This window comes from Streptococcus porcinus (genome assembly GCF_900475415.1).
Taxonomy (GTDB): Bacteria; Bacillota; Bacilli; order Lactobacillales; family Streptococcaceae; genus Streptococcus; species Streptococcus porcinus.
This window is the reverse complement of the sequence record NZ_LS483388.1, coordinates 668,632-691,911: the sequence shown is the minus strand read 5'-3', so window position 1 is coordinate 691,911 and position 23,280 is coordinate 668,632. Positions and strand designations below refer to the sequence as shown.

At 35.9% G+C, this 23,280-nt stretch carries 29 protein-coding genes and 1 pseudogene; 10 read left to right on the top strand and 20 right to left on the bottom strand.

Going from position 1 to position 23,280, the window contains the following annotated elements:
• Position 1: 1 nt before the first annotated feature.
• The 4 genes from lacC to DQM45_RS03435 form a co-directional block, all read right to left on the bottom strand.
• Positions 2-934 (bottom strand): tagatose-6-phosphate kinase, encoded by a 933-nt coding sequence (gene lacC / locus DQM45_RS03450; RefSeq protein WP_002936379.1) that lies wholly within the window; start codon positions 932-934, stop codon positions 2-4.
• Positions 935-945: 11 nt separating this feature from the next.
• Positions 946-1,461: a galactose-6-phosphate isomerase subunit LacB gene (lacB, locus tag DQM45_RS03445; RefSeq protein ID WP_002936382.1), complete on the bottom strand. Its 516-nt coding sequence runs from the start codon at positions 1,459-1,461 to the stop codon at positions 946-948.
• A gap of 33 nt (positions 1,462-1,494) precedes the next feature.
• Entirely contained in the window at positions 1,495-1,920 is a 426-nt protein-coding gene (gene lacA / locus DQM45_RS03440; RefSeq protein WP_003084983.1) for a galactose-6-phosphate isomerase subunit LacA, read from the bottom strand.
• Positions 1,921-2,155: 235 nt separating this feature from the next.
• A complete protein-coding gene (locus DQM45_RS03435; RefSeq protein WP_002936385.1) occupies positions 2,156-3,106 on the bottom strand; it encodes an ROK family glucokinase in 951 nt (316 codons plus the stop codon).
• A gap of 180 nt (positions 3,107-3,286) precedes the next feature.
• Between DQM45_RS03435 and DQM45_RS03430 the strand changes: the two genes are divergently transcribed.
• Both DQM45_RS03430 and DQM45_RS03425 read left to right on the top strand, forming a co-directional pair.
• Positions 3,287-4,048 carry a DeoR/GlpR family DNA-binding transcription regulator gene (locus tag DQM45_RS03430; RefSeq protein ID WP_003083650.1) on the top strand — a complete coding sequence of 254 codons (762 nt, stop codon included), beginning with the start codon at positions 3,287-3,289 and terminating at the stop codon, positions 4,046-4,048.
• An 8-nt stretch (positions 4,049-4,056) separates the two neighbouring features.
• Positions 4,057-4,761 (top strand): HAD family hydrolase, encoded by a 705-nt coding sequence (locus tag DQM45_RS03425; RefSeq protein ID WP_003085294.1) that lies wholly within the window; start codon positions 4,057-4,059, stop codon positions 4,759-4,761.
• 43 nt (positions 4,762-4,804) lie between these two features.
• Here the strand turns inward: DQM45_RS03425 and DQM45_RS03420 are convergent, their stop codons facing one another.
• The 3 genes from DQM45_RS03420 to DQM45_RS03410 are packed head-to-tail and all read right to left on the bottom strand — an operon-like array spanning position 4,805 to position 7,391.
• Complete coding sequence (locus DQM45_RS03420; protein WP_003084620.1) at positions 4,805-6,670, bottom strand: SAG1250 family conjugative relaxase; 1,866 nt, start codon at positions 6,668-6,670, stop codon at positions 4,805-4,807.
• Entirely contained in the window at positions 6,657-7,022 is a 366-nt protein-coding gene (locus DQM45_RS03415; RefSeq protein ID WP_003083998.1) for a MobC family plasmid mobilization relaxosome protein, read from the bottom strand. Before DQM45_RS03415 ends, DQM45_RS03420 begins: the two co-directional genes overlap by 14 nt.
• A 9-nt stretch (positions 7,023-7,031) precedes the next feature.
• Entirely contained in the window at positions 7,032-7,391 is a 360-nt protein-coding gene (locus DQM45_RS03410; protein WP_003085008.1) for an SAG1252 family conjugative relaxosome accessory protein, read from the bottom strand.
• A gap of 337 nt (positions 7,392-7,728) precedes the next feature.
• On the opposite strand from DQM45_RS03410, the gene DQM45_RS03400 reads away from it, so the two are divergent.
• From DQM45_RS03400 to DQM45_RS03380, 6 genes are all read left to right on the top strand, one after another.
• Entirely contained in the window at positions 7,729-9,486 is a 1,758-nt protein-coding gene (locus DQM45_RS03400) for a DUF4365 domain-containing protein (protein ID WP_003082588.1), read from the top strand.
• Between the two features lie 177 nt (positions 9,487-9,663).
• Positions 9,664-10,362, top strand: a complete 699-nt coding sequence (locus DQM45_RS03395; protein WP_003083067.1) for a helix-turn-helix domain-containing protein — start codon at positions 9,664-9,666, stop codon at positions 10,360-10,362.
• Positions 10,359-10,493 (top strand): hypothetical protein, encoded by a 135-nt coding sequence (locus DQM45_RS10245; protein ID WP_003085076.1) that lies wholly within the window; start codon positions 10,359-10,361, stop codon positions 10,491-10,493. The genes DQM45_RS03395 and DQM45_RS10245 overlap by 4 nt, the downstream gene beginning before the upstream one ends.
• A 4-nt stretch (positions 10,494-10,497) precedes the next feature.
• Positions 10,498-11,913, top strand: a complete 1,416-nt coding sequence (locus DQM45_RS03390; RefSeq protein WP_039984844.1) for a Y-family DNA polymerase — start codon at positions 10,498-10,500, stop codon at positions 11,911-11,913.
• The gene (locus tag DQM45_RS03385) at positions 11,910-12,278 is read left to right on the top strand and encodes a hypothetical protein (RefSeq protein ID WP_003083640.1); all 369 of its coding nucleotides are present in this window, start codon (positions 11,910-11,912) and stop codon (positions 12,276-12,278) included. Before DQM45_RS03390 ends, DQM45_RS03385 begins: the two co-directional genes overlap by 4 nt.
• Entirely contained in the window at positions 12,265-12,552 is a 288-nt protein-coding gene (locus tag DQM45_RS03380; protein WP_003085340.1) for a DUF5960 family protein, read from the top strand. Before DQM45_RS03385 ends, DQM45_RS03380 begins: the two co-directional genes overlap by 14 nt.
• 55 nt (positions 12,553-12,607) lie before the next feature.
• On the opposite strand, the gene DQM45_RS03375 is transcribed toward DQM45_RS03380, so the two are convergent.
• The 6 genes from DQM45_RS03375 to DQM45_RS03350 all read right to left on the bottom strand — a co-directional run bounded on the left by DQM45_RS03375 (position 12,608) and on the right by DQM45_RS03350 (position 15,825).
• Positions 12,608-12,958, bottom strand: a complete 351-nt coding sequence (locus tag DQM45_RS03375) for a recombinase family protein (protein ID WP_003083708.1) — start codon at positions 12,956-12,958, stop codon at positions 12,608-12,610.
• 93 nt (positions 12,959-13,051) lie between these two features.
• The gene (locus DQM45_RS03370; protein WP_003082951.1) at positions 13,052-13,333 is read right to left on the bottom strand and encodes a hypothetical protein; all 282 of its coding nucleotides are present in this window, start codon (positions 13,331-13,333) and stop codon (positions 13,052-13,054) included.
• A 44-nt stretch (positions 13,334-13,377) separates the two neighbouring features.
• Positions 13,378-13,773, bottom strand: a complete 396-nt coding sequence (locus DQM45_RS03365) for a DUF5945 family protein (protein ID WP_003084059.1) — start codon at positions 13,771-13,773, stop codon at positions 13,378-13,380.
• A gap of 3 nt (positions 13,774-13,776) precedes the next feature.
• Positions 13,777-14,004, bottom strand: a complete 228-nt coding sequence (locus DQM45_RS03360) for a DUF5965 family protein (protein ID WP_003083319.1) — start codon at positions 14,002-14,004, stop codon at positions 13,777-13,779.
• A gap of 53 nt (positions 14,005-14,057) precedes the next feature.
• Positions 14,058-15,146 carry a toprim domain-containing protein gene (locus DQM45_RS03355; RefSeq protein WP_003084411.1) on the bottom strand — a complete coding sequence of 363 codons (1,089 nt, stop codon included), beginning with the start codon at positions 15,144-15,146 and terminating at the stop codon, positions 14,058-14,060.
• A 40-nt stretch (positions 15,147-15,186) separates the two neighbouring features.
• Positions 15,187-15,825 (bottom strand): hypothetical protein, encoded by a 639-nt coding sequence (locus tag DQM45_RS03350; RefSeq protein ID WP_003083489.1) that lies wholly within the window; start codon positions 15,823-15,825, stop codon positions 15,187-15,189.
• 208 nt (positions 15,826-16,033) lie between these two features.
• Between DQM45_RS03350 and DQM45_RS03345 the strand changes: the two genes are divergently transcribed.
• Entirely contained in the window at positions 16,034-16,957 is a 924-nt protein-coding gene (locus tag DQM45_RS03345) for a hypothetical protein (protein ID WP_262863909.1), read from the top strand.
• A 51-nt stretch (positions 16,958-17,008) separates the two neighbouring features.
• Here DQM45_RS03345 and DQM45_RS03340 read toward each other — a convergent pair whose 3' ends face one another.
• On the bottom strand, positions 17,009-17,968 hold the full coding sequence (locus tag DQM45_RS03340; RefSeq protein ID WP_003085572.1) for a polyprenyl synthetase family protein: 960 nt from the start codon (positions 17,966-17,968) through the stop codon (positions 17,009-17,011).
• A 90-nt stretch (positions 17,969-18,058) separates the two neighbouring features.
• On the opposite strand from DQM45_RS03340, the gene DQM45_RS03335 reads away from it, so the two are divergent.
• Positions 18,059-18,946: a tyrosine-type recombinase/integrase gene (locus DQM45_RS03335; RefSeq protein ID WP_003083452.1), complete on the top strand. Its 888-nt coding sequence runs from the start codon at positions 18,059-18,061 to the stop codon at positions 18,944-18,946.
• 299 nt (positions 18,947-19,245) lie between these two features.
• Here the strand turns inward: DQM45_RS03335 and DQM45_RS03330 are convergent, their stop codons facing one another.
• The 6 genes and pseudogenes from DQM45_RS03330 to DQM45_RS03305 all read right to left on the bottom strand — a co-directional run bounded on the left by DQM45_RS03330 (position 19,246) and on the right by DQM45_RS03305 (position 23,275).
• On the bottom strand, positions 19,246-19,536 hold the full coding sequence (locus DQM45_RS03330) for a DUF5966 family protein (protein ID WP_003085486.1): 291 nt from the start codon (positions 19,534-19,536) through the stop codon (positions 19,246-19,248).
• Positions 19,537-19,550: 14 nt separating this feature from the next.
• Entirely contained in the window at positions 19,551-19,850 is a 300-nt protein-coding gene (locus DQM45_RS03325; RefSeq protein WP_003084833.1) for a DUF5962 family protein, read from the bottom strand.
• Between the two features lie 69 nt (positions 19,851-19,919).
• Positions 19,920-20,879: pseudogene (locus tag DQM45_RS03320) on the bottom strand (hypothetical protein); the annotation flags it as partial.
• The gene (locus DQM45_RS03315) at positions 20,846-22,729 is read right to left on the bottom strand and encodes a recombinase family protein (protein WP_003084608.1); all 1,884 of its coding nucleotides are present in this window, start codon (positions 22,727-22,729) and stop codon (positions 20,846-20,848) included. The gene DQM45_RS03315 and the pseudogene DQM45_RS03320, both read right to left, overlap by 34 nt.
• A gap of 53 nt (positions 22,730-22,782) precedes the next feature.
• On the bottom strand, positions 22,783-22,974 hold the full coding sequence (locus DQM45_RS03310) for a hypothetical protein (RefSeq protein ID WP_000503424.1): 192 nt from the start codon (positions 22,972-22,974) through the stop codon (positions 22,783-22,785).
• Positions 22,975-23,044: 70 nt separating this feature from the next.
• Positions 23,045-23,275: a YdbC family protein gene (locus DQM45_RS03305; protein ID WP_000659121.1), complete on the bottom strand. Its 231-nt coding sequence runs from the start codon at positions 23,273-23,275 to the stop codon at positions 23,045-23,047.
• Positions 23,276-23,280: the final 5 nt, after the last annotated feature.

Genomic DNA, 23,280 nt, shown 5'->3' with positions numbered 1-23,280 from the left:
ATTATACCTCTTTTACTTCTATTTGATTAAATAAATTATCGTAATTGTTAAGATTGACATGACCTGTTAGCGCTTCTTGAGCATTCAACATACCAAGTACATTTGCTTTTTTCAATAAATTCTCATCACTATCGTTATGAACTAAAGCAGATGTAATACCAGCTACCGTTGAGTCTCCTGAGCCAACAGGATTGACCACTTCAATTTTAGGGATAGATACCTTATAAAAAACATCATGATGTCTTGCAAAGGCTCCTTTTGAACCAAGTGAAACAATCACCCATTCAATCCCATCGAAAAGAGAATTGTGAAGAACTGATTTCAAACTATCAATATCATCAGTCACTTCCGTTCCTACTAGTTGAGAAAGTTCCTCAGTATTTGGTTTAATAACTGTGGGTTTTTCTTGTCCATCAAGTACATTTAGAAGGGCCTCTCCTGAACAATCTAATACAACTGGGATATTATATTTATTACAAATTCCCACCATACGAGAATAAAAGTTTGTATCAAGACCTTTTGGGAGACTACCTGAGATAGCTACAATCCCTAAATCTGGAACCAGTTTTTCAAAATAGTTTAAGAACCCTGTTGCTTCTTCTTCACTAATCGTAGGACCTTGTTCAAGAATCTCTGTTTGATTTCCATCATGCAAAATGGCAATACAGTTTCTCGTTTCTCCAGCAATCTTATAAAAGGAGTGTTTCACACTTGACTTATCTAGTTCACTCTCTATGAATTCTCCAATTTTACCGCCTAACAAACCACTTGCAATCACATCATCTCCCAGTTGGGAAAGAACTCGAGTAACATTCAAACCCTTTCCACCAGGAGTTTTATGCGTTTTAGCAACACGATTCACGGTATCTAATTTGAATTGTTCAAGCGGATAAGAAATGTCAACTGACGGATTCATTGTTATTGTCAGAATCATAACCTTACCCCTTAGTCGTGATATTCACCACGATCCCATTTTTCTAGGAATTCATCAAAGAAGTGTGGATCAGCTTGTCCTTGATTGAGTGTTTCAACATGTTGAATTTTTTCGATCAATTTTTTATTTTCTTCTGTTGGTTTATATTCTGCATGGATAAATGCTTCAATAATATCTGTCATCAATAAGCCACCTGTAATTTTACCACCAAAACCAATTACATTGGCATTCAATTCTTCTTTGGCGTAGATAGCTGATGTCATATCACGAACAAGAGCAGAGCGAATACCAGGAACTTTATTGACAGCATTGTTAATTCCAACACCAGTCCCACAGATACATACACCAAGATCGGCCTCACCACTCGCTACTGCCTCACCTACTTTTTTACCAAAGATTGGGTAATGCGTACGAATGTTATCGTAAGTACCACAGTCAATCACTTCATAACCTTGAGTTTTCAAATAGTCTACTACCGCAATTTTATCGTTAGTTACAATATGGTCACAGCCTACTGCAATTTTCATTTGTTTTCTCCTCTAATTTTAACTTTTGATTTTTTAGCACATTTTATTCAACATATCAACACGAATTTGGTGGCGACCTCCATCATATTCACCTTCAACAAATCCTTTAGCGATATTTTTGGCAACACCAGGTCCTACAATTTCAGAACCAATGGTAATGATACGTGAGTTATTGTGACCACGTGTCATATAAGCAGAGCGTTCATCTGAAACTTCCGCAGCAATCATCCCTTTGATTTTAGTTGCTGTCATGAAAGGTCCAACACCATACGCATCAACTACGATTCCTAAGTTTGAATCGTTAGAAGTCACTTCTTTAGCAACTGCTAAAGTTACATCTACGAAGTCTTGACCATCTTTACTCACATCAACAACTTCTTTACCAAGTTCAATCAAGTATGATTTAACTGTCTCTTTAAGTTCTGTACCTGCTTTATCAGCACCAATAATTACTGCCATTTTCTTTCTCCTGTTACATTAGAAAATAATTGAATGTAGCTACATCGACGATAAATTTTTGCAAAACTGTTTGAAATAACGCTTTCATTATTTCTACACCATTATAATACCACCATTAAAAACAAAAGTCAACAGTTTTATGTTTTTTTTTTTGTGTTTTAAACTATTTGTGTTTGATTTGTTTGTTTTTAAAAAATAAAAACACCAACAAACTTAATATTTGTTGGTATAACTATTATAAAACTAGGCTTGCAGCTCCAATCACTCCAGCATTATTCCCTAAAGTAGCTAAAGCTAGTTTAGTAGAATTCCTAACTGTTGGAAAAGCAAATCTATCAAACTCTTCTTTTACTTTATCTAAAAGAAAATCCCCTGCAGCAGAAACACCACCACCAATAACAATATAATTGGGATTAAGTGCATTAGCCAATTGACTCAATGATTTACCTAAGTAATTGGCAAATTGCCATACAATTTTTTGGCCAAGAGAATCGTTTTTCTTAGCGAAATCAAAAACATCCTTTGCAGTTACTTGATGTTCTAAAATTAACCTTCTTAATTCACTTGGTTCATCAAATTGACTAGCAAAGCTTTTTGCAATATTGACAATCCCTGTGGCGCTAGCAACAGTCTCCAAACATCCAATATTCCCACAAGTACATGGAAATCCATCTTCATCAACAACCATATGACCAATCTCACCAGCACTTCCATTAACACCATGAAGTAATTGGCCTTGAGCAATAATTCCTCCACCTACACCTGTTCCAAGTGTTACAAAAATAACATCAGGTGCGTTATCTCCAGCCCCCTTCCATCGTTCACCAAGCGCCGCAACATTAGCATCATTATCTATATAAAAAGGACGACCAAATGCTTCTTCAAATTGTTCTCTGATATTTTGTTCTTTCGACCACCCTAAGTTATAAGCTCCTGTTACTGTTCCTTTTTCAAAATCAATCTTGCCAGGACTTCCCATGCCTATGCCCTTAATATCGCCTAAAGATAAGCTATTTTCTAATAGATATTCTTGAATGGAACTGATAATGTCAGATACAATATTTTTGCCATTATCACTTATATCTGTTGGGATTGACCATTGAGCTTCTATATTTCCTAAAACATCTAAAATGGCTAATTTTACTGATGTTCCACCTAAATCAACGCCTATTATTTTTTTCGTCATGACTTATTCCTCCTCTGTTACACTTTCAATGACGTTTACAAACATATAATATAATCATGTTTTGTTATATTGTCAACTATTTTTATGTTTATTATGTTCTGTTTTGTTTGTTTTTATATTTTTATTATGATAGAATACTAACAGATAGTTATTTTGTAAGTACAGAAAGGAAACATAGTTATGATAAAGAAAGAAAGGCACGAACGTATCTTAGATATGTTAAACATTGAAGGTGTTATTACTGTCAAAGATATGATGAAAGAGCTAAATATCTCTGATATGACTGCTAGAAGAGATTTAGACTCACTTGCTGAAGCAGGATTCCTGACTCGTATACATGGAGGAGCACAACGACTCTATAAAGATGAAGAACCGCACGAAAAAACTCATATTGAAAAAAAGGTGCTTCAAACTAAAGAGAAGAAACTTATTGCACAAAAAGCCAATTCGATCATCAAAGATGGTGAAACTGTTTTCATTGGTCCTGGAACAACGTTAGAACATCTAGCAGTTGAGTTAAAAACTCGTAATATTCGTGTAATTACAAACAGTCTTCCTGTTTTCCTTATACTGAATAAGAGTAGGACTGTTGACTTATTATTGATTGGCGGAGAGTACAGAGAAATTACAGGGGCGTTCGTTGGTTCAATGGCTATAACTAACCTAAAAACCTTACGTTTTTCTAAAGCATTTGTAAGTGCTAACGCCGTATCAGATAATGCTATCGCAACATACAGTGATGTTGAAGGAGAAATTCAACAATTAGCACTGGACAATGCTGTTGAAAAAATTTTGTTGGTTGATAGTACCAAATTCAATCGTTATGATTTCTTTAATTTCTATACTCTAGAACAAATTGATACTATCATCACCGATAGTCAAATATCCCAAGACCAATTAAATGAATTTGGCCAACAAACAACTATTATTCAAGCAGATTAAACTCACTTATGACTTATAAAAATATCGTTTTTGATCTTGATGATACCTTATATGACCATCTTTTACCATTCAAAAATAGTATCATACAATGTTTTCCTGAACTTGATATTTCTGAAATTGAATTTATCTATAAACGATTCAGGTATTGGTCTGATATTGCTTTTCCAAAATACACTAATAAGCAAATTTCAATTGAAGAACTACGTATTTTTCGTTGTAAACAGATAATAAGTGAATTTGGATCTTTTAGTATTTCTGATGATTTAGCACTCTCTTTCCAAAAAACATACGAAAAAGAACTCAGTTCAATTACCTTGTTTCCTGAATTAAAAGAGATTCTTGAATACTGTTCGGCAAAAAGGATTCCCATTGGAATCATAACGAATGGTCCAGTTAAACATCAATTAAAAAAATTATCACAATTAGACGTTCTAAAATACTTTGATAAACAGAAAATTATCATTAGCCAAGCAACTGGTTTCCAAAAACCTCAAATTGAAATTTTTAATCTCGCTTCTAAGAATTTCAATTTTCTCCCCAACCAAACACTTTATATTGGTGATAACTTTGAAAATGATATTGAAGGAAGCTTAAATGCTGGTTGGAAATCCATTTGGTTTAATCACAGGAAACGCAAACTACCTATTGATACTAAAATTCATGAAGTTCAAACTGCTAAAGACTTAAAAGAACTAATCTACCGATTACTTTAATTTCAATATACTATTTTTTGACCAGTCAATAGACTGGTTTTATTTATTCTAGGGCAATATCTCCATGAAATTCGTGTTCTGTCTGTTTATTAGTATTAAGAATCTTGACAAATGTTTCTAACTTCCTAGCTAGTCCCTCATACTCATCAAGATAATGTCCTAGGTCCTCTTGCAATACTCGTATTTCTTCAGTCACTTGTTCTAATGTGCTTGATTCTGTTAAGTTCAGTTTTGAAAATTCATAGCTAGCTAGTTTTCTACTACTCAGTTCTTCACTCTTTAGGTTGATAAGTACTTCCGCCATCTTGTTTATGGTGGTGATTTTTTCATTGGTTTGAATCATTTTTATATCTAGCTCTGCTATTTCTTCAACCAGATTGTCTTTGATGTCCTGATATTTCTTACCTGTTTCGGTTAACTGAATCAAAAGGTTAATTTCAGAGATTTTTTCCTGAAGTCTTTCAACAGTTGGTCTTCTGTAAGGCATCATCTTACTATCATTAGTTAGCTGTCTAATCAGAGTTCTACCTTTGATGTACCGATTTTTGTCCGAATATTCTTTGTTATAGACAAAGTATGAGGTTGTCTCACGAATATAGACTTTATATTTTTTCTGATTCTTTTCTTCAAGAATATCCAAATTGAAGTTGGGAATGAAAATAAGACCACTCTGCTTGACACCGAAGGACACCTTGATATAAATGCCCTCATCAACTAAATTCTCAATTTGGTGGTCTGCAAGTTCCACTTCAAATTCATGAATGGCATCTCGCTTCTTCTTAAATTCCTCAAAGGCTTCCTCAATTTCTTCAGCGGCTACCTTCTCCTTTTCACGTTCTTCTTGAAAAGCATGATATTGTTCTCGAAGACTTTCAACTACTTCTGAGGAAACCAACTCCTTATCTTCAAAATAATTCTGAAAAAAGGCAGCATCATACAACTTTTTCTCACTTATTTTTTTATGACTCAAACTGAATTGCTTTCCATTTTCTTCAAGTATAAAGATTACATTTTTTTGTTTTAAATCAATGGTTAGATTCAATTCTTTTGCTTTTGTTAGTAACTCTTCTAAAGAATTGACACGGTTCAACAAAAATTCTAAACGACTTTCAATCTCTTGCTTAACAAAATGTGTACGAAAAAATTCTTCATCATATAAATCTCGTTTGCTGAGTTGGCGTCCTCGAATTGGTTTTGTCATTGCTTTATCCGTCATCATGAATCGGCTATGTTTCTGACTAAAATCAATATGAACATGTAACTGCTCTGCTTTTTCCCAAAAATCCTCAAAGGACTTTGACTGCTGCATCAAAAAATAAAGACGTTGCTTTAATTTAAATTTATGACTCGACTGTCTATATTTTTGATAGTCACGGTAAGAAAAACGCTTCTCAATAATTTTCGCCCCAGCCACTTTAGAAATACGGTCTGAAATCATACGAAGGTTTCGTTCCAAGGCATAATTCCATATCAACTTTTTATCTGAATTACGATCAATGGCGTTGATTAGGATGTGATTATGAACATGATTTTTGTCTGTATGAGTTGTCACGATATAACGAAAACGGCCTCCTGTTAATTCCATCATGGTCTCATAACCAATGCGGTTAATTTCTTCAGGTGTCAGATTATCCTCGGGAGAAAATGATTGGATGAGGTGATGGGCATGAATATTCTGTTGATGTTTTTCTTGTCGGTCATTTCTAGATTCGTACAACTTGTCGTTATTGGTAAAGTTGACATTGTACATTTCTACCATTTCTTCATAGCTAGGAAAGTCTAAGTAATTACTCATGCCAAAATCAGATATCAATTTCAAATTGTCTGTTTTATCAGGATTCAGGATATACTTAATCAAACGCCTACGATATTTTTTTCCGTGTGTCGCAAAGTGTTTAGTGACTACCATAAAACTCCTTCAGTCTTTTTACTTCCACTTGAAATTCTCTATCCACGTCCTTAATTAATTCTCCGATCCCTTTACTCAGTTCTTGTAATTGTTCCTGAGAAATCAGATGGCTTTGATTAATAGCACGCGCAATTTGATTGATGTTATTTCCAATTCGTCTCAATTCAAACACTAACTGGTCATAAGTATCCGTGTTAATAGTGACAAAAGACATATTGGGATTCAGTAACACTCTTCTAGCATAGACTGAAAAATTTTGACAGTAACTCTTAGCAATTCGTTCATTCAATTGGTGTAATTCTGAATCTGTTAGAAATACTTTTTTGAGATTGGTACGATAACGATAAACCATAGTTACCTCCTAACCCATATACTTTTCTCGAAACTCATGACTGAGTGGTTGTGCTTGATTTACTTCCGCAATCAATTCTTGAACACAGGTCAATAAAATCGAGACATATTCTTGAGTCACTTGATGATTTTCTCGTGCGATAATCAAAACTTCATATACATCTCGACTAATCTGTTCTAACTTTTGTGATTGCCAAAGGGAGAACCAACTTTCAAAAATTCTATCCTGATAATTCTTTTTCAATAAATTTTGACGAAGAAATTCTGAGAAACTATCCACTTTTTGTTCCCTCATCATTTCTTTTATCTGTTTTTCTTCTTGTCTCGTGATTCTAAATTGCTTACGAATCAACTTAATTTCTTGTCCCATCCTACTATCCTTTCAATATTATTCTTGTCTGACAGTGTGAGGCTGCCTCACATTGTCAGCACGCTTCCTAAAGACCTCACTCTCTTCTTGTTCGGTCTTTGCGAGCTCAGATATTGTGTCCACAATATCCCAAAAATCATATCGCCAGCTGACTAAAACCTTCCAGTTTTGACAGCTAACGATAAGATAACTTGGTGGCTCTGCCCCCAAACCCCCAGTAGAAAATCAAACTTTGATTTTCTTAGGAATGATATTAGGATAACAAGGATGATTTGGAAAAGTTATCACAAAAATTGGTATAATGTTAGTATAAAATTACTTATTCAAGAGGTTATTCATGGTTAAATCATCTAAGCAAATTGAAGAAGATGCTGTCGATTATTTGAAATTGGCATTAAAAAAATCTAAACATATTAACAGAGAAATTTCCGAAGGAGATAGAGAACCCATCTGGGACGGTCATATCTATTTTTATAAAAACATAAAAAAGCAAAATATTGATTTAGTTGAGAGAATTCCAGTTCAAGTAAAAGGTAAGGATGAATATTATAAAGAAAATGTTGGATACTCAATAAACAGGAATAATTTGGAGCATTATCTGACAGAAGGTGGTGTACTCTACTTTGTAGTGTATTTAAAAGATGATATCCCTACCGTCACTTATGCTTCACTAACCCCAAAGGTCATTAAGAAAGTTTTATTAGCCAGCGACAAGAAAAAGAAAAAGATTAAGAATATTTCGATTCATATGAAACCTCTCCCTAACAATGAAGATAAGTTAAACTTTGTATTTCTTAATTTTATTCAAAAACGCAAATATCAGAAAGGATTTGCTCATATTGATTGGAGGAGCCAAGAATCTCTCTTTGAAAATTTGGAATCATTTGACGGAGACTTAGAGTTTAAATTTATTGGCAAGGATTATCTAGACATTCTTGATTATGCAATATCTGGTGAGTTAGATCTTTATTACAAACCTAAAGGAGCTATGATACCTGAACCTCTCATTGACGATATTGCTAATTTAAAAATATTTGAAGAAAAAGAAATGTTAGTTCAAATTCAGGGAAAAGATCGTGTATATAAGACAACTTTTGCTTATGAAACCAAGAATGACTTCACCATAGATTTTCATAATGGCTGTTCGATAAAAATACAAAAAACACCTGATTTAGTAACACTAACTCTTAATTACTCACTTTCAAATATTCTCTCAAAAAGACTAGATGGATTAGAGTTTATTATAGAGCTTCAAAAAAATAAAGGAATTATTTTAAACAGAAAAAGACTAGAGTTTAGTGATGAAAATATAGCTAAAATTGATTTTAATTTTCTGAAAAAAGCGTTTAATGCGAACATACGTTTAAAAGAATTAGTAGACAAACTTAAAATTTCTACTGACCTTGACAATACGGGTTGGTCACAAAAAGATGCTAGAACAATTGAATTATTGTATGATGGTATCGTAAATGAACAAGTGGTAACTCTAGATCGTGTAGACTATAATCCTACTCAAGTCATTCAATTTGCTAATGTACATGTATTACTATTTTTAATTCCAGAAAACGAAGGAACTAAAAGCTATAGACTATATAACTTTAGTGATTACGATATGGTACTAATCAACAAAGATAAACAGTTATTTTCAAAATATGAAACAGTTGAATTAGAGCAGCTACTACTTATTGATAATTTTAACATCTCTGATTATCTTTCATCATATTTGTCAAGTGAAAGTAAAATTGAAAATATGGATCTTGGTCTATTAAAACTAATAAACTACGCTGATTCTAAACACGACCAAAATACCTTGCAGTTTTGTTTAAAATTTGCTCAAAAGCTTGTAGATATGGATGAATCTGAAAATAACATTCTCAATCTACTACAAATTAAAAAGCGTTTAAATAATTTAACACAAAAAGACAGTTCCTATCTCCATTCTTTAATGAATCACAACTCAGTAGAAATTAGATTTGCTACAAATTGTATTTTAGGCTACAAAGATCAAGCAATCTACTTATTCGAAAATGAATTTTCCGATGAACAAAGGGAACGTTTTATTGAATATCCTATATACAATCTCTTAAATCTTTGATTACGATACAATATATTCTAAAAACAGAGGAAGCGTATCTCTGTTTTTTGTTGTTTCAAATAAAATAGTACTACTAAATATTTGTTAAACATTTCGTGTTAAAAAAACTCTACTACTTGCATCTTGAAAATATTTTGATATAATTGTTGCATAATAAAGCAACAGGGGTTTTGATTTATGTTTTCTGGTAGCCGTCTTAAAGAACTTAGAATGGAAAAGCAGTATTCTCAATCAGAGTTAGCTAATCTGTTAAAAATCAATAGAGCTTCATACAATAAATGGGAATCTGGTAAATCTGTTCCTAATCAAAAAAATCTTTCTGCCCTTGCAAGAATACTTGATGTTCCAACAACCTATTTTGAATCGGAATACAAGATTGTGAATACCTATCTCCAACTCTCTACAGAAAATCAAGGAAAGGTTGATGAGTATGCAGAAGGATTGCTTCAAGCGCAAGAATCACATGATAATGTTATTCCATTGTTTGCTGTGGAAGTATTATCTGATGTTTCACTTTCTGCTGGTTTTGGGGAATCGCTCTTTGAGGAATACGAGACAGAGACCGTCTATGCTGAAGAAGAACAGTATGGTTATGATATTGCCGCCTGGATTAAAGGAGATTCTATGGAACCCATCTATCTTGATGGTGAAGTAGCCCTTATTCGTGCTAGTGGTTTTGATTACGATGGTGCAGTCTACGCCCTATCTTGGAATGATTCTGTCTATATTAAAAAACTTTATCGAGAAGAAAATGGCTTTAGAATGGTGTCACTCAACGATAACTACCCTGATAAATGGATTCCTTATGAAGACAATCCTCGTATCGTAGGGCTTGTTGTGAGTCACTTTATGCCAGTTATAGGAGCCCAAGCATGACAGTTAATGTTAAAGAAATGATTTATCTCAGGGACAATCGTATCTATTTTACACCCTATCTCAAAGAGTATGATATTACTGATCATATTCAAGAACTCATGGAACAATTAGAAGAACTAAAAAGAGGTTAAGATGATGGGCTATATCGATTACTCAAGAGAACCTCAGTCTGATATAGCTTTCGTTGACATGAAATCGTTCTATGCTTCAGTTGAATGTGTGGATAGAGGATTGAATCCCCTCCATACCTCTCTTTGTGTCATGAGTCGTGCTGATAACGCTGGAGGGTTAATTTTAGCCTCTTCTCCTATGTTCAAAAAAGTTTTTGGAAAAAATAATGTTGGACGTGCCTACGATTTACCTTTTGACATCAGCACAAGAAAATTTGACTACTATAATGCTAAACGTCAAGGCTTAGACATATCACCACCCTATGTTTCCTATATTGAACATTGGGCTAAGCGAACGCTTATTGTTCCACCACGTATGGATCGCTATATCGAAAAGAATATTGATATTCAGCACATTTTCCAAGATTATGCGGCTCCTGAAGATATTCTCCCCTACTCCATTGATGAAGGGTTTATTGATTTAACCTCCTCGCTCAATTACTTTGTAAGTGATAAACAGATGGATAGAAAGGCAAAATTAGACGTGGTCTCTGCCAAACTACAACATGACATCTGGCAAAAGACTGGTATCTATTCTACCATTGGTATGAGTAACGCTAACCCATTATTGGCCAAACTTGCTCTAGACAATGAAGCCAAACGAACACCTACTATGCGTGCCAATTGGTCCTACGAAGATGTAGAAACAAAAGTTTGGTCAATTCCTAACCTAACTGATTTTTGGGGGATCGGTTCTAGAACAGAGAAACGCCTTCACAAACTAGGGATTACCTCTATCAAGGAACTAGCCAATAGCAATCCTGATCGATTGAAAAAAGAATTTGGAAAGGTTGGAGTCCAGTTGTGGTTTCATGCTAACGGTGTTGACGAGAGTAATGTTCATCAACCCTATAAACCAAAGTCACACGGGCTAGGCAACTCTCAGGTGCTACCTCGTGACTATGTCAAACAGCGTGATATTGAGATTGTTCTTAGTGAAATGGCTGAACAAGTTGCCATCCGAATGAGGCGAGAACATCAGAAAGCTACTATTGTTTCCATCTTTGTGACCTACTCTAAAACAGAAATGAAACAGCCAATCAACGCTCAAATGAAGATAGAACCCACTAATCATACACGACTGCTTACCGATACCGTATTAACGCTTTTTCGTAAAAAATACACGTCAGGAGCCGTTCGGGGTATTGCAGTCAATTACTCAGGCTTTGTTGATGAAAGTTATGCCTTAATCTCATTATTTGATGATATCGAAGCAACCGAAAAAGAAGAAAGGTTACAACAAACTATTGACCATATTAGAGACCAATTCGGTTTTTTAGCGGTTCAAAAAGGAACTGCCCTCTTAGACAGTTCCAGGAATATTGCAAGAAGTAAACTAATAGGAGGCCACTCAGCAGGTGGCTTGGAGGGATTACAATGATTGACCGATCATACTTACCATTTCAATCCGCAAGAGACTATCAAGACGTTAACATGCAAAAGTGGATGGGGTTCTTTTTATCGGAACATACCTCTGCCTTATCAGATGATAATAAGCAAGTCAGCTACCTTTCTGACCTATCGCTGAATCAAAAATTAATATTACTCAGTCAGAGTTACGCTAATCAATTGACCATACAGGTGACTAGAAAACAGAAAAATGACTATCAAACTATTATCGGAACCATTCCGACTCTTTCAACAAAGGAGGTCATTCTAAAAACCAATGACGGACATATCGCTATCGCTTTAGAAGATATTATAGCTATCACATTAGTTGAGGAGGCCTACCATGAATCAGCTTGACTTTTATAAAAACGAATTGCAGATGGACTACTTCAGCGATAATTACCGAAAATTTGAAAGTGACTTCTATCGCTACTCAGCACTTGATACCCCATTGACTTTTCTAACAGATGATATCATGTTGGCAATGGCGAAATCTGCTAAAAACTATTTCAAGCTCAATAAAGAAAATGCTAAAGACAATCGTGATCATTATTTCATCTTTGACATAGAAAACCTAAATGATAGTAAATTGACAAAAAAATATGTGTATCAAAAATCCATTTCGAAGTAACAGCATAAAAGGAGCAAGTCAAATAAAATGACTGCTCCTTTTTATTTTAAGACACCTATTTAATAGTCCTATCTATGATGACATTTGCTTCATTGCAGACAAATAACTTTGCACCAAGTGGTTTTAAAATAGTCTCTTCCAAAATAACTACACCCAAGTCAGATCTAGTCACTCTATTAGCATTTGTCACTAAAAGATAATCGGCATTAGCTTTCTCAATGTCTTTGATTGCTTTAGTCATTTCTGGCCTATCTTGTATAGGCTGAGTATCGCCAATCACTTCACAATAAATAGCTAACAGTTCTAACTGAAGCTGAGAAGCCCGCTCCACTAATATCTCTTTTTGTTTCTCAATCATATGAGGAACATCAACTGAATATCTAACATAGCCTACACACGTTTTCATCCCCACACCTCCTATACTTTGAAACTATTATAACATGTACTGACCATTTTAACAGCTCAATTACACAAAATGATTGATTAAACAGTTGAAAATTTATTTCGGTTTCTTCGCCTGCCTAAACTGCTCTATCCGCTTTTCAAGTTGCTCAGTCTTCAGTGTATTCTTAGCTTCAGTAATGGTCTCATCTAATACAGGCTCCTTTGGTATAGTTTTAGGAGACATTTTTTCATCTCGGTTAGTTTGACTTGTAGCGTCAAAAACGACATCCAATAATTGGTTGACCTTATGTAAGTCGGCTTCAGACATTCCTGATAAGCGATGAATGAGTCGTTTAAAACTATCTTGGTTATGCGTTTGCTTTTTGAATAACTTCATCTTCTTTCCCCATAAAAAGCAGCCCTTGTGAGGACTGCTTATACTTACAAGTCATCAATGGCTACTGAAATGGCTTGTAATTTCTTATTTTGCTTATTTTTGTCATCAATCAACTGGTGCAGCTCTTCAATTTTCTTCTGGCTTTGACGAATGTCCTCATTATTCTTAGCCATCACATCGGCTAGATGTTTCTTGTAGTCGTTTGTAATGGTTGAGGAGGACACCTCTTTTGGTGTGGATTGCTCTTGAGTTTTTTGCTGTGGAGCCATCTGATTTTTAGACTTTTGTTGTTCCATTTCAAAGGCTGCCACATAATCAACGTCTTCAGCGCCCTCTTGGTTTTCTTTATGAAATAGTGCCGCAATCTTCGCACGTTCTTCTGTGGAAGATGTCGGTGTGTTATCATCTAAGGGTTGGTCAAAAGTCCAATCTTTTGTCATGTGTTATTCCTCATTTCTATTATCTGATGGTTTTAGTTCTTGTTCATATTGGCCAAAGGCTTGCGTCAATGCTTCATCAAACGTCCAGGGACTATTTTGTTGGCGTTTGATAAAGGCTTGATACATCGCTGTTTGTAATTGACTGCGATAGGTTTCTAATTTTTCCGTTTCTTTCGCAACTTTTTCCTCTTGCCTAGCTACTCTTTCGGCTAGGCGTTCAATCACACTCATAGGGTGTCCTCCTTATCACTTTCTAGATTAAGCTAAGAAACTTGATTTTGTTATCACAATTCTAAAGCGGTATTTTTTCTAGGCGGAGAATTGCTTCGGATAACTTGTAACTTGGCAGATTGTATCATGTCCTTTAAAGAATGATTACTATGACCTTTCACAATATCGTTCCAATCTGCTTTAGTTTCCAGTTCCTGTAATGGTGGTAAGTCTGTTTCAATGGGAAGTCCTTTATCAGATAATTTCTGACAAAAGTCTCGCCCTGCTTCATCATTATCAACAGCTAAGGTTAATAACCCTGTGTGCGTCTGAAAGAAAGTAGTCGTCTCTTGTATAGCATGAAGGTAATGCGTTAATCGACTTGGTTTGACAGTATCTAAAAAAGCAAGTTTGCCCAGTTCCTCAGCTGCTAATCGTAATGACTGATACGCAATCACAGAGAGTTTTAGACCTTCCATAGAAACTAAACGCACATCTGATAACTGCTTCTGATGGAGTTGATAATAACTCATCATATCAATTACCGATTCACAAAAGATAAGACGTTTCGGTTTTCCAATATCAAAGCTCATTCCCACATATCCATGAGAGTCTTTCATGATTTTTTTGAGGTAACCTCGAACATGTCTCTGACCATTTTTGACAAGTCCTTGAAGACTTGCCCCTTCTAATTGCCCCTGATGATTGTAACTCTTAAAGACAAGGACTGATTCTTGAAAGGTCTTTGTCTGGTAATGGGCCTGTGCTAATAGACCTTGTCTGCCAAAAGCATTGATAGTGTCATCACTTAGACCACGAATGTCATTCAGGTATATCCGTGCTTGGTCAAATGGTTCTTCTCTTAGATAATAACGAAAGGGTTGGTAAGTCTCTTCGACGATCTTAGTTTGTTCAAAGTCTCCAGTTTCAAGGTAAGACAGGGCTTTTTTAAAAGACACTCCTGTCACTAATTGAACAAAATCAATCACATCTCCTTGGATGTCACGTGAAAACCATTTGAAAGTATTGGTATCCGCAAAAATCCTAAAAGAATCGTGTTCTGGATGTTCATAGACTTGCCCTGATAGTCGTTTAAAAGAATAACCTAGACTTTCTGCCACATCTAAAATCGCCTTTTGTTTCATTCTTTCAATTCTAGTCATCTCATCTCCTTATCAAAAAAAAGCAGAAGATGAACTCCTGCTAGTTGGTCTCACTTGTAGTAGTGCCTTGAATCTTTGGAATGCTTGAATTTACTTCATCTGAAGACTCTTTCAAGTCCCCTAGCTTCCCATTCCAAATGGTTACCTGATTGACAAGGAGTTTATCTGACAATTTGGCATAAGATAGTTTAAGAGTTCTTGTTTCTGTCTGTGTACTTCTCTGAGCCTTATCACTGACATCTGACACGTAAACAACCTGATAAGACACTTCCGCAAAAGCTTCATTTTCTTCTGTATTGACATAGATATTGGCAGACTCCAAGCGATAATCCAACATATAGTCTTTATAGACTTGGTTAATGGAATCTTCTTGACGAGATACCTCTTCCTTAAAGGCAGAATCTGTCATATAGGGTTTAATACGGTTGTTATTCTCGCCTAGCTTTTCCTTAGTATAGTATTGGGTGAGAAATTCCTTGACTAACTCATCAGAGAGGACACTTGCCTTCTCTTTTTCTTTCTCTTTGGTCAGTAATTTTTGAGCCTCAGACTGGATTTGTTTCTGCGTGTGATTGGTTACAGACTGAGAACCAATGGTGTAACCCATCATCACAATAAAGCTAGTCACAGCTAGACCTCCTAAACCAATAAATAGCCGAGCCTTCATTTTATTTAACATCACTAGTGCTATCTCCTTTTTCCATAAGATAGCACCATGATAACAAGATGGACTTGGAAAAGTTATCACAAGAAAAGATTGTTTACTAGCAATTTATGATATACTAGTGATAATAAGTAGTTATCGGGAGAAAATGAAATTGCACATATGGATAGTTGATAAAATTCTTTCAAAAAAATGTCTATGGACAATTTTTTTAACGTGTTGGATGTTTGTAGGAATTATCCTATCAATCTTTGATACATCACTCAAAAATAATTATGTTTATGTCCTTGGTGTAAATACTTTATTATTTGCACAAGTTATAACCTACCATAATTTAATGAATAAGGAGAGTAACCTCTCATTTTCAATTTCAGGGGTTACTGTTAGTGGATATCCAATATTTTCAATAGTTAGCAGATTTGGAGCTCATTTACAACAGTGGTATAGTATTGCTTTCTCTTTCATAATTGGAATTGTTTATGTTGCTTCATTGCTTTTATTGAAAGTATTAACTTGGAATCAGATGATTACAAGTTACGGTAGCCTTACCTTAATTTTTACAGTATTTATCGCAATACAACTGTATTTAAAGTACATATTTTATATTTTAACTTTAAGGAAAATTTCTAAATTAGATTTTACTACATTCACTCCGATTTCTCTCCATAATCCCTCTGAAGCTGATTGGATAGTTAGATTTACAGAAAATATGAATAGTTTCAGTAATTACTTTGGAGTACTTGGCATTGCCTACACATTATTATTCTATTTAACCACTCCTTTATCAGCCATATCATTTTCAAATAATAGATTAAGGATAGACACACCTAATAATATTGCCTTCGTAATAACTTGGGGAATTATCGTTGTATTGATTGGTTTGGGCTACATACTGTTTGATTGTATGTGGAAGACCTACATCAAGATTATCATTAGAAAAATAAAACGTAAAAGATTATTAGATTGGGAAGTAGCCTCTTCTAACCAGACGCAGCTAGATTCGAACTATTTAGAACTCTTTAATTGGTATAAAACTGTACCTGATTTTCCTGTACTTTTTAATGAAAAATACATCAATCCCTTAGGCTATATTCCTCTGATAATAAATGCATATAAAGTCATCGCTCCCTTTTTATCTCAAAAATAACGATATAAAAGAACCTCGCAATTATTGATTGTTTCGAGGTTCTTTTCTTTATTAAAAATTAGCTCTTGCTTTAGCCAAATTGATGGCATAACGAATAAAAAGTGTTAAGCGATCTGTATTAAGCTCTTCTCCTAAATGATTTAAATGGGACTGTATATCCAACTCTATGCAATGAATTTCTTGCCTCACATAATCTAGTATTTGATACTTTTTAAGTAGATGATTTAAAATAGAGTAATTCCCATTATTAAGTTCTATTTTCTCTTTATAATTTAGAAATTGTTCCAAATATGAAAAGCATAAATTTTTACGTTGTTTATTAATATCTAAATTAGCATTTCCTTTATATTTCATTGCAAATTTTGGGTTAAAGTAAGCTTCGCAATCATTTAACAACTGAAATAAGTAACCTAATTTATAACCTATTGTCTCTAAATACTGATTATAAATAGAGTCATCATATGATTTCATACCAATTATCAAACTGTTTTGGATAACTTGAGATGTTTGATTGTCTAGAATGTATTTGACTTCTGAAAGAGTTACGTTATCATCAATATTTAACTCACTTAGTGTTCCTTGACACATCTTACTAATCATTTGACTAAACAACCGAATGGTCGAATCATCAATATTCGATAATAATTCTATACATTTCCCCAATAAAAATACTGTTATAATTAAAGCTTCATTTATAGAATATTGCTGATGAACCGTTGGCAAACCGTGCCTTTTTTCATCCTGATCAATAATATCATCAATGATAATTGATGCTTTATGAATCAACTCTATCGCAGTAGCAGAATGGTAAATCGTTTCATTCAATTCATTAGAGTATAATGTATACCCGTAGTAGGTTAACAAAGGACGAAAGCGATTACCATTCACTACTTGTAAAATATCATGGTACTGTTTTGGTAGCTCTAGTAATAATGCTTTTATCCTAGAATCAATTTCAAATAGGAAGCCCTTCTCTTTTTTAGTTAATACAATTTCTGGTAAATTTCTCAAGCACTCACTCTCCCGATAACTACTTATTATCACTATACAAATTGACTAAATCAGTCTATAATAGCGTAATTATTGATAAAGGAGATCTTCATGGATTACACTATTATTTCTACTTACTTAGATTATTGCAAAACCCATAAACGTTTGAGTTCGCATACACTTCGGGCTTACAAAAATGATCTTATACAGTTTTGTAATTCAGACCACGATTGTGTAGTAAGTTATATCGAATACTTGACAAATTCAGCTATCAAAACCAATACCTTGAGACGTAAAATCGCTAGTTTAAAAGTTTTTTATAGTTATCTAATGACACAAAATATCATCTCTGAAAATCCATTTAATCAATTACGTTTTCAATTTCGAACAGAAAAAACACTACCTAAAATAATCCCCCACAATATTTTAAAAAATCTTTATGCTTACCTTAAGCAAAAAGTCATCACCTCTAAAACAAACTTTCAACGCCAAAAAGCTGAAAGAAATCTTCTAATAGTCTCTATTTTACTTTCAACAGGCATTCGAATTTCCGAACTTTGTCACATTCAAATAAAAAATATCAATCTTCAAAATCAAACACTCCATATTTTCGGAAAAGGAAAAAAAGAGCGTATTATTTTTTTAGGCGATGAAACAACAGTTCTACTACTAAAAACGTATCTAGCAAACTACTGTAATCAATCAGATAAGTATCTTTTCCCAGGCAAATTCTCTCAGAATCCTCTGACAGAACAAAGCGTTCGCCTTGTTTTAAAAACAGTACGAAAACAAATGAACCTCGCTACTACCATCACTCCTCATATGTTCAGGCATAGTTTTGCAACAATGCTTTTAGATAACGATGTGGATATTCGATATATCCAGCAGATACTTGGCCATAGTTCCATCTCCATCACTCAAATTTATACCCACGTCTCACAGTCGAAACAAAAGGAAATTTTGACTTCTTGTAACCCTATCGCTTCTGTTCATAACTAAAAAATATATTGGTATTAAAACAAAAAAACTAATTTCATACTCATTTAACATCAAAATCTGAATAGGCTCCTAGTCTCGATAGCAATCTTCATTTCGAGAAGAATCACATTTCTATAACAAGAACTCGCCCTATCTTTCACTATACAGTAAGATCCGCATTTTCAGATTTTGAAATGCACTCAGTATCAGTTCTATTTTTGAAAAATTAATACTCTAAAAAGGCATATAATCAATGTTTTGATAACATATGATTATATGCCTTTTACTGCTTTATAAAGTTTTTCCTATACTAGATATATTTATGCCATCCGACTTCTAATCACTTTGATCACAAGTCCTAAAACAAGTAAGATATTGAAAGCAATATAGAAAGTCGTAAAACTCAACATACCATTGGTTGCTAAATCTTCGACATAGAGGTATCTTTCTGTAAAAAAGAGGTAAATCCCATAGACTTCTGTAAAGGCTAAAAATCCGATTAATCCAATGATAAATAAGCTTCCAAGCATCTTCGCAATCCGATAAAGGACAAGTAAAATCAGTCCAATTGCTGCGATAATCAAAAGACTTTGAATGATTTGTTCTACCATATCTGCACCACTTTCTACCCTAATTGCTTACGATAATAGTCAGCCTTCCCCTTATCTAGGTCATCCAGTTGTGCAACCAGGTCAATATACTCTTCTTTGGTGACCTCATCTAAGCCTGGAAAGTCATTCTCACGAGTCGTGATAATAACTTCTAATTGACCAATGATTTCTCGCTTTGAAAAGCTGTAATCAAAGGTTTCATCTTCATATTGTTTCTTTAAGACTTGATAGTTAGCTCGGTCTTCGGAGCTTGTAAAACCTTGTGCTAACCATTCTTCTAATTGGTAACGTATATCTTCTACTGTCTGGGTCATAATCAATTCTCCTTTGATGATTTCTTGACTTTATTTTACCGCGTTCATTATTTTTTGTCAGCCTTTTTCTTAAAAATCAAGCGAAAGTTGTTGGTCCTGTTGCGGTTGGATCGTTTCATTGAACTTAGCTAGGGCTGCATCAATTTCCTCAACCTCTGCTTCTTGTTCAACCAAAGGAGCAAGGATGTCATATTTGGCTTTAACCAGCTGATAATCCTCTTCTTTAGGAAAGACCTTTTCCACTTCAACCCTTGCGACTGCTAGCTTATCTTTTAGATTATTGGCCATTTCTTCTGTCTTTTCTTGGTCTTCTAGGATATGGTCAATGGCATTAGTAATGCGTTGAATCGTTCCCACGTCTGATTTCAAGTCTAAAGAGACAGAATACTGGTTGCTGCCTGAAATGGTTAAAGACACCATATCTGGCAAGGGCTCACTAGGACTTCTGGTTGCCATTTTAAGCTCAAACCCTCTAAAGGTCGCAAGCGTTCTTACTTCTTTGGTTTCAGAACGGTTATAGGTAATGAGTTTACGTAGATAGTCTCCAGCTTCTGCACGGTTATCCATCATTTGATTGTCAAACCGCATGATAAAATCTTGTGACTTAGTTGCCAAAGATTGGGCAATATCACGGTCATATTGGGTAAGGCGTTTCTCTAATACAGGGAGGTTCTGCTCACAGTAAGAAATGGTATGGCGATACTCATCTTTGGAGCGATTAAAGGCACGCTTTTGATTGTCCAATACCGTCAACTCATTCTCTAGTTCCATTTTTAGTTTGAGATAAGGATTACCTGTCGCTAAAGCCTTAAAGTCTGAAGCAGTCATGGTTTGTTCATCAATGTCTTCTGCCGATCGTACTGGGTCTTTAGAGGTCATGATTTGCGTGATGTATTTGAGTTTATTCTCCTGTGTTTGCCAGAGGTAGTTATCGAAGCTCCCTTTCGTAATGTAATGGTAAATATCTACCTCTTGGTGCATATTGCCTTGACGAATTAACCTACCATTACGTTGGACAATATCAGTCGGTCATTTTTTGCGGACAGTTCAATACATGCCCTTCGGTTCCTCTCCCTACTCCTGCGTTTGCTCTCGTTTGATTTCTCCCTCTGTATCCTCTTAGCACAAGCGGGACAATACTTTGATATTCCAGAGCTGGGGACGTATTCAACACCGCACACCGTACAATTTTTAGGCTTTAACGCCGTCCACCGCTTTGTGGGTGTGATATGTAATTCACCGACAAAGCCGATGAATTTATAGTAAATCTTGATTTCCTGCCTTACTGTCCCGTCCGCAAGTTTCTCACGTTCCGAAACAAGTATCTTGTCTATGAGTGCGTTTATGATGGTTGCGTCCAACTCTTTCAGCCCCTGATAGTTGCGGATTAGGGATAGAAAGTCCCTCACGCCCTGCGATTTCTCATAGCTGTCATTGAGCGTTTCCGTTACCTCTTTCAGCCGTGCTTCAATTTCAAGCTGCTCTTTCTGGTATTTCCCCGACATCATCTCAAAATTCCGCTCCGTGATACGCTCCATTACCTTGTCCTCATAGAGAGAGGAAAACAGCCTGTCAAGCTCCGCAAGGCGTTTGTTCAGCTTCTTCTTTTCTTTCTCTAATGATTTCGCCCTGCTCTGGTCTGTTTCCGTGAGCCGCCTTTCTATGGCTCTGACCGCCTTTTCATCATTGACCGCCATATCCGCAAAGCGGTTGATGTCGGCAAGGACGGCATTGAATAAGTCCCTCGCTTCAATGCTGTGTGCGGTACACATAACATTGCCATATCTGCCATAATTATTGCAGGTGTATTGTACGCAGTCGATGATGTCGGGGCGTTTCCTCCTGTTGGCACTCGCCGCCCGCATCGCATAGCCGCAGTCCGCACACTTGATAACGCCCGAAAAGATATTCTCAAATCCCCCTGCGTTCTGCTCCCGCCTGCGGCTCGTCATAAGCTGCTGTACGGTGTCAAATTCCTCCTGCGTGACTATCCCCTCATGGGTGTCTGGTATCACTTCCCATTCTTCGGGCAGCTTAGAGGGGCGTTTCTTGCTTTTCATGTTGGCTGCAATCCGCTTGTAGCCTGCAAGGTTGCCCGCATATATCGGGCTTCTTAAAATGCCCCTCACGCTGTTCTCGCTCCAAATATAACGGTTTTCCTCGTTATCCTCAAAGTACCGCTCATAGCCTGTTGCCCCTTGCTCCACCGCATAAGCGGCAGGGCGTAGGATATGCTGTTTGTTGATGTGCTTGCGGATTTTGGCGATGCCGTTGCCCGCTAACGCAAGGTCGAATATCTCCCTTACCACATGGGCAACTTTGTCATCTATCAGCAGATGGTTGTGGTCGGCAGGGTCTTTGACATAGCCATAAGGGGCTGTTGTTCCCATGAATTTCCCCTGCTGAAACCTCGCACGGTACGCCGATTTTATCTTGACTGACACATCGGCAGAATACATTTCGTTTAGGATGTTGCGGAAAGGCGTGATGTCCATAGCGGATTTGTTTAAGGTGTCCACGCCGTCATTGACCGCTATATACCTCACGTTATGCTCTGGGAAAAAGACTTCCAGATATAACCCACAATCAAGATAGTTCCTCCCCAGACGGGATAAATCTTTTGTAATCACGCAGTTTATCAGCCCGTTTTCAATGTCCTTAATCATATTCTGGAAACTTGGTCTTTGGAAATTTGTTCCAGAGTAGCCATCGTCAACATACGTTTTTGCTAAATGCCATCCCTGCCTTTTCACATAATCCGTGAGGATGGATTTTTGTGTCGCAATGCTCGCACTCTCGTTATCCGTGCCATCGTCCTTTGATAAGCGGCAGTAAATGCCGACTTCATAAATCTTGTTCTCCGTTCTTATTCCTGCCATACTGTAAAACCTCCATATCTGTCCTAACGTTTTCATGTTCCATTGCGTACATTCTAAGCGGACAGCCCCTCATTGTCGAAGGTGTCGCCCTCGGCAATCTTCTTCCGAATATCCTCGGAGATAATCGGGACAAACGCTTCTGCAACGGTCTGTGTGCCGATATATTCTCGACTGATAATCATTTGTACTTGCCCTTTTGGCACAATACGCTTTCTTCTTCCAGTTGTTTTCCTATCCTCGCCCATACTTAAATCTTCCTTTCCAGACAGGGCAGGAGAACGTCTGGAAACGCCCCGCCCTGTCAATCAGATACCATCAATCCCCGCTGTTTACTTCTTTCTGTAATGCTTCAAGGAGTGCCGCTGCTTCATCAGCGTTCAACGTGATACCCTTTCCGCACTTCTCACGGTTCGGGGAAAAGCTGCGGATGTCATATTTCGGCTCTCTCCCGTTCCATGAAATAAGATTGATTTCCTTTGTGTAGCCGCTGTCACTCGCAGACAATACGGCGATTTCCTTTACAATCTCATACTGGATTTCTTTCATTCCTT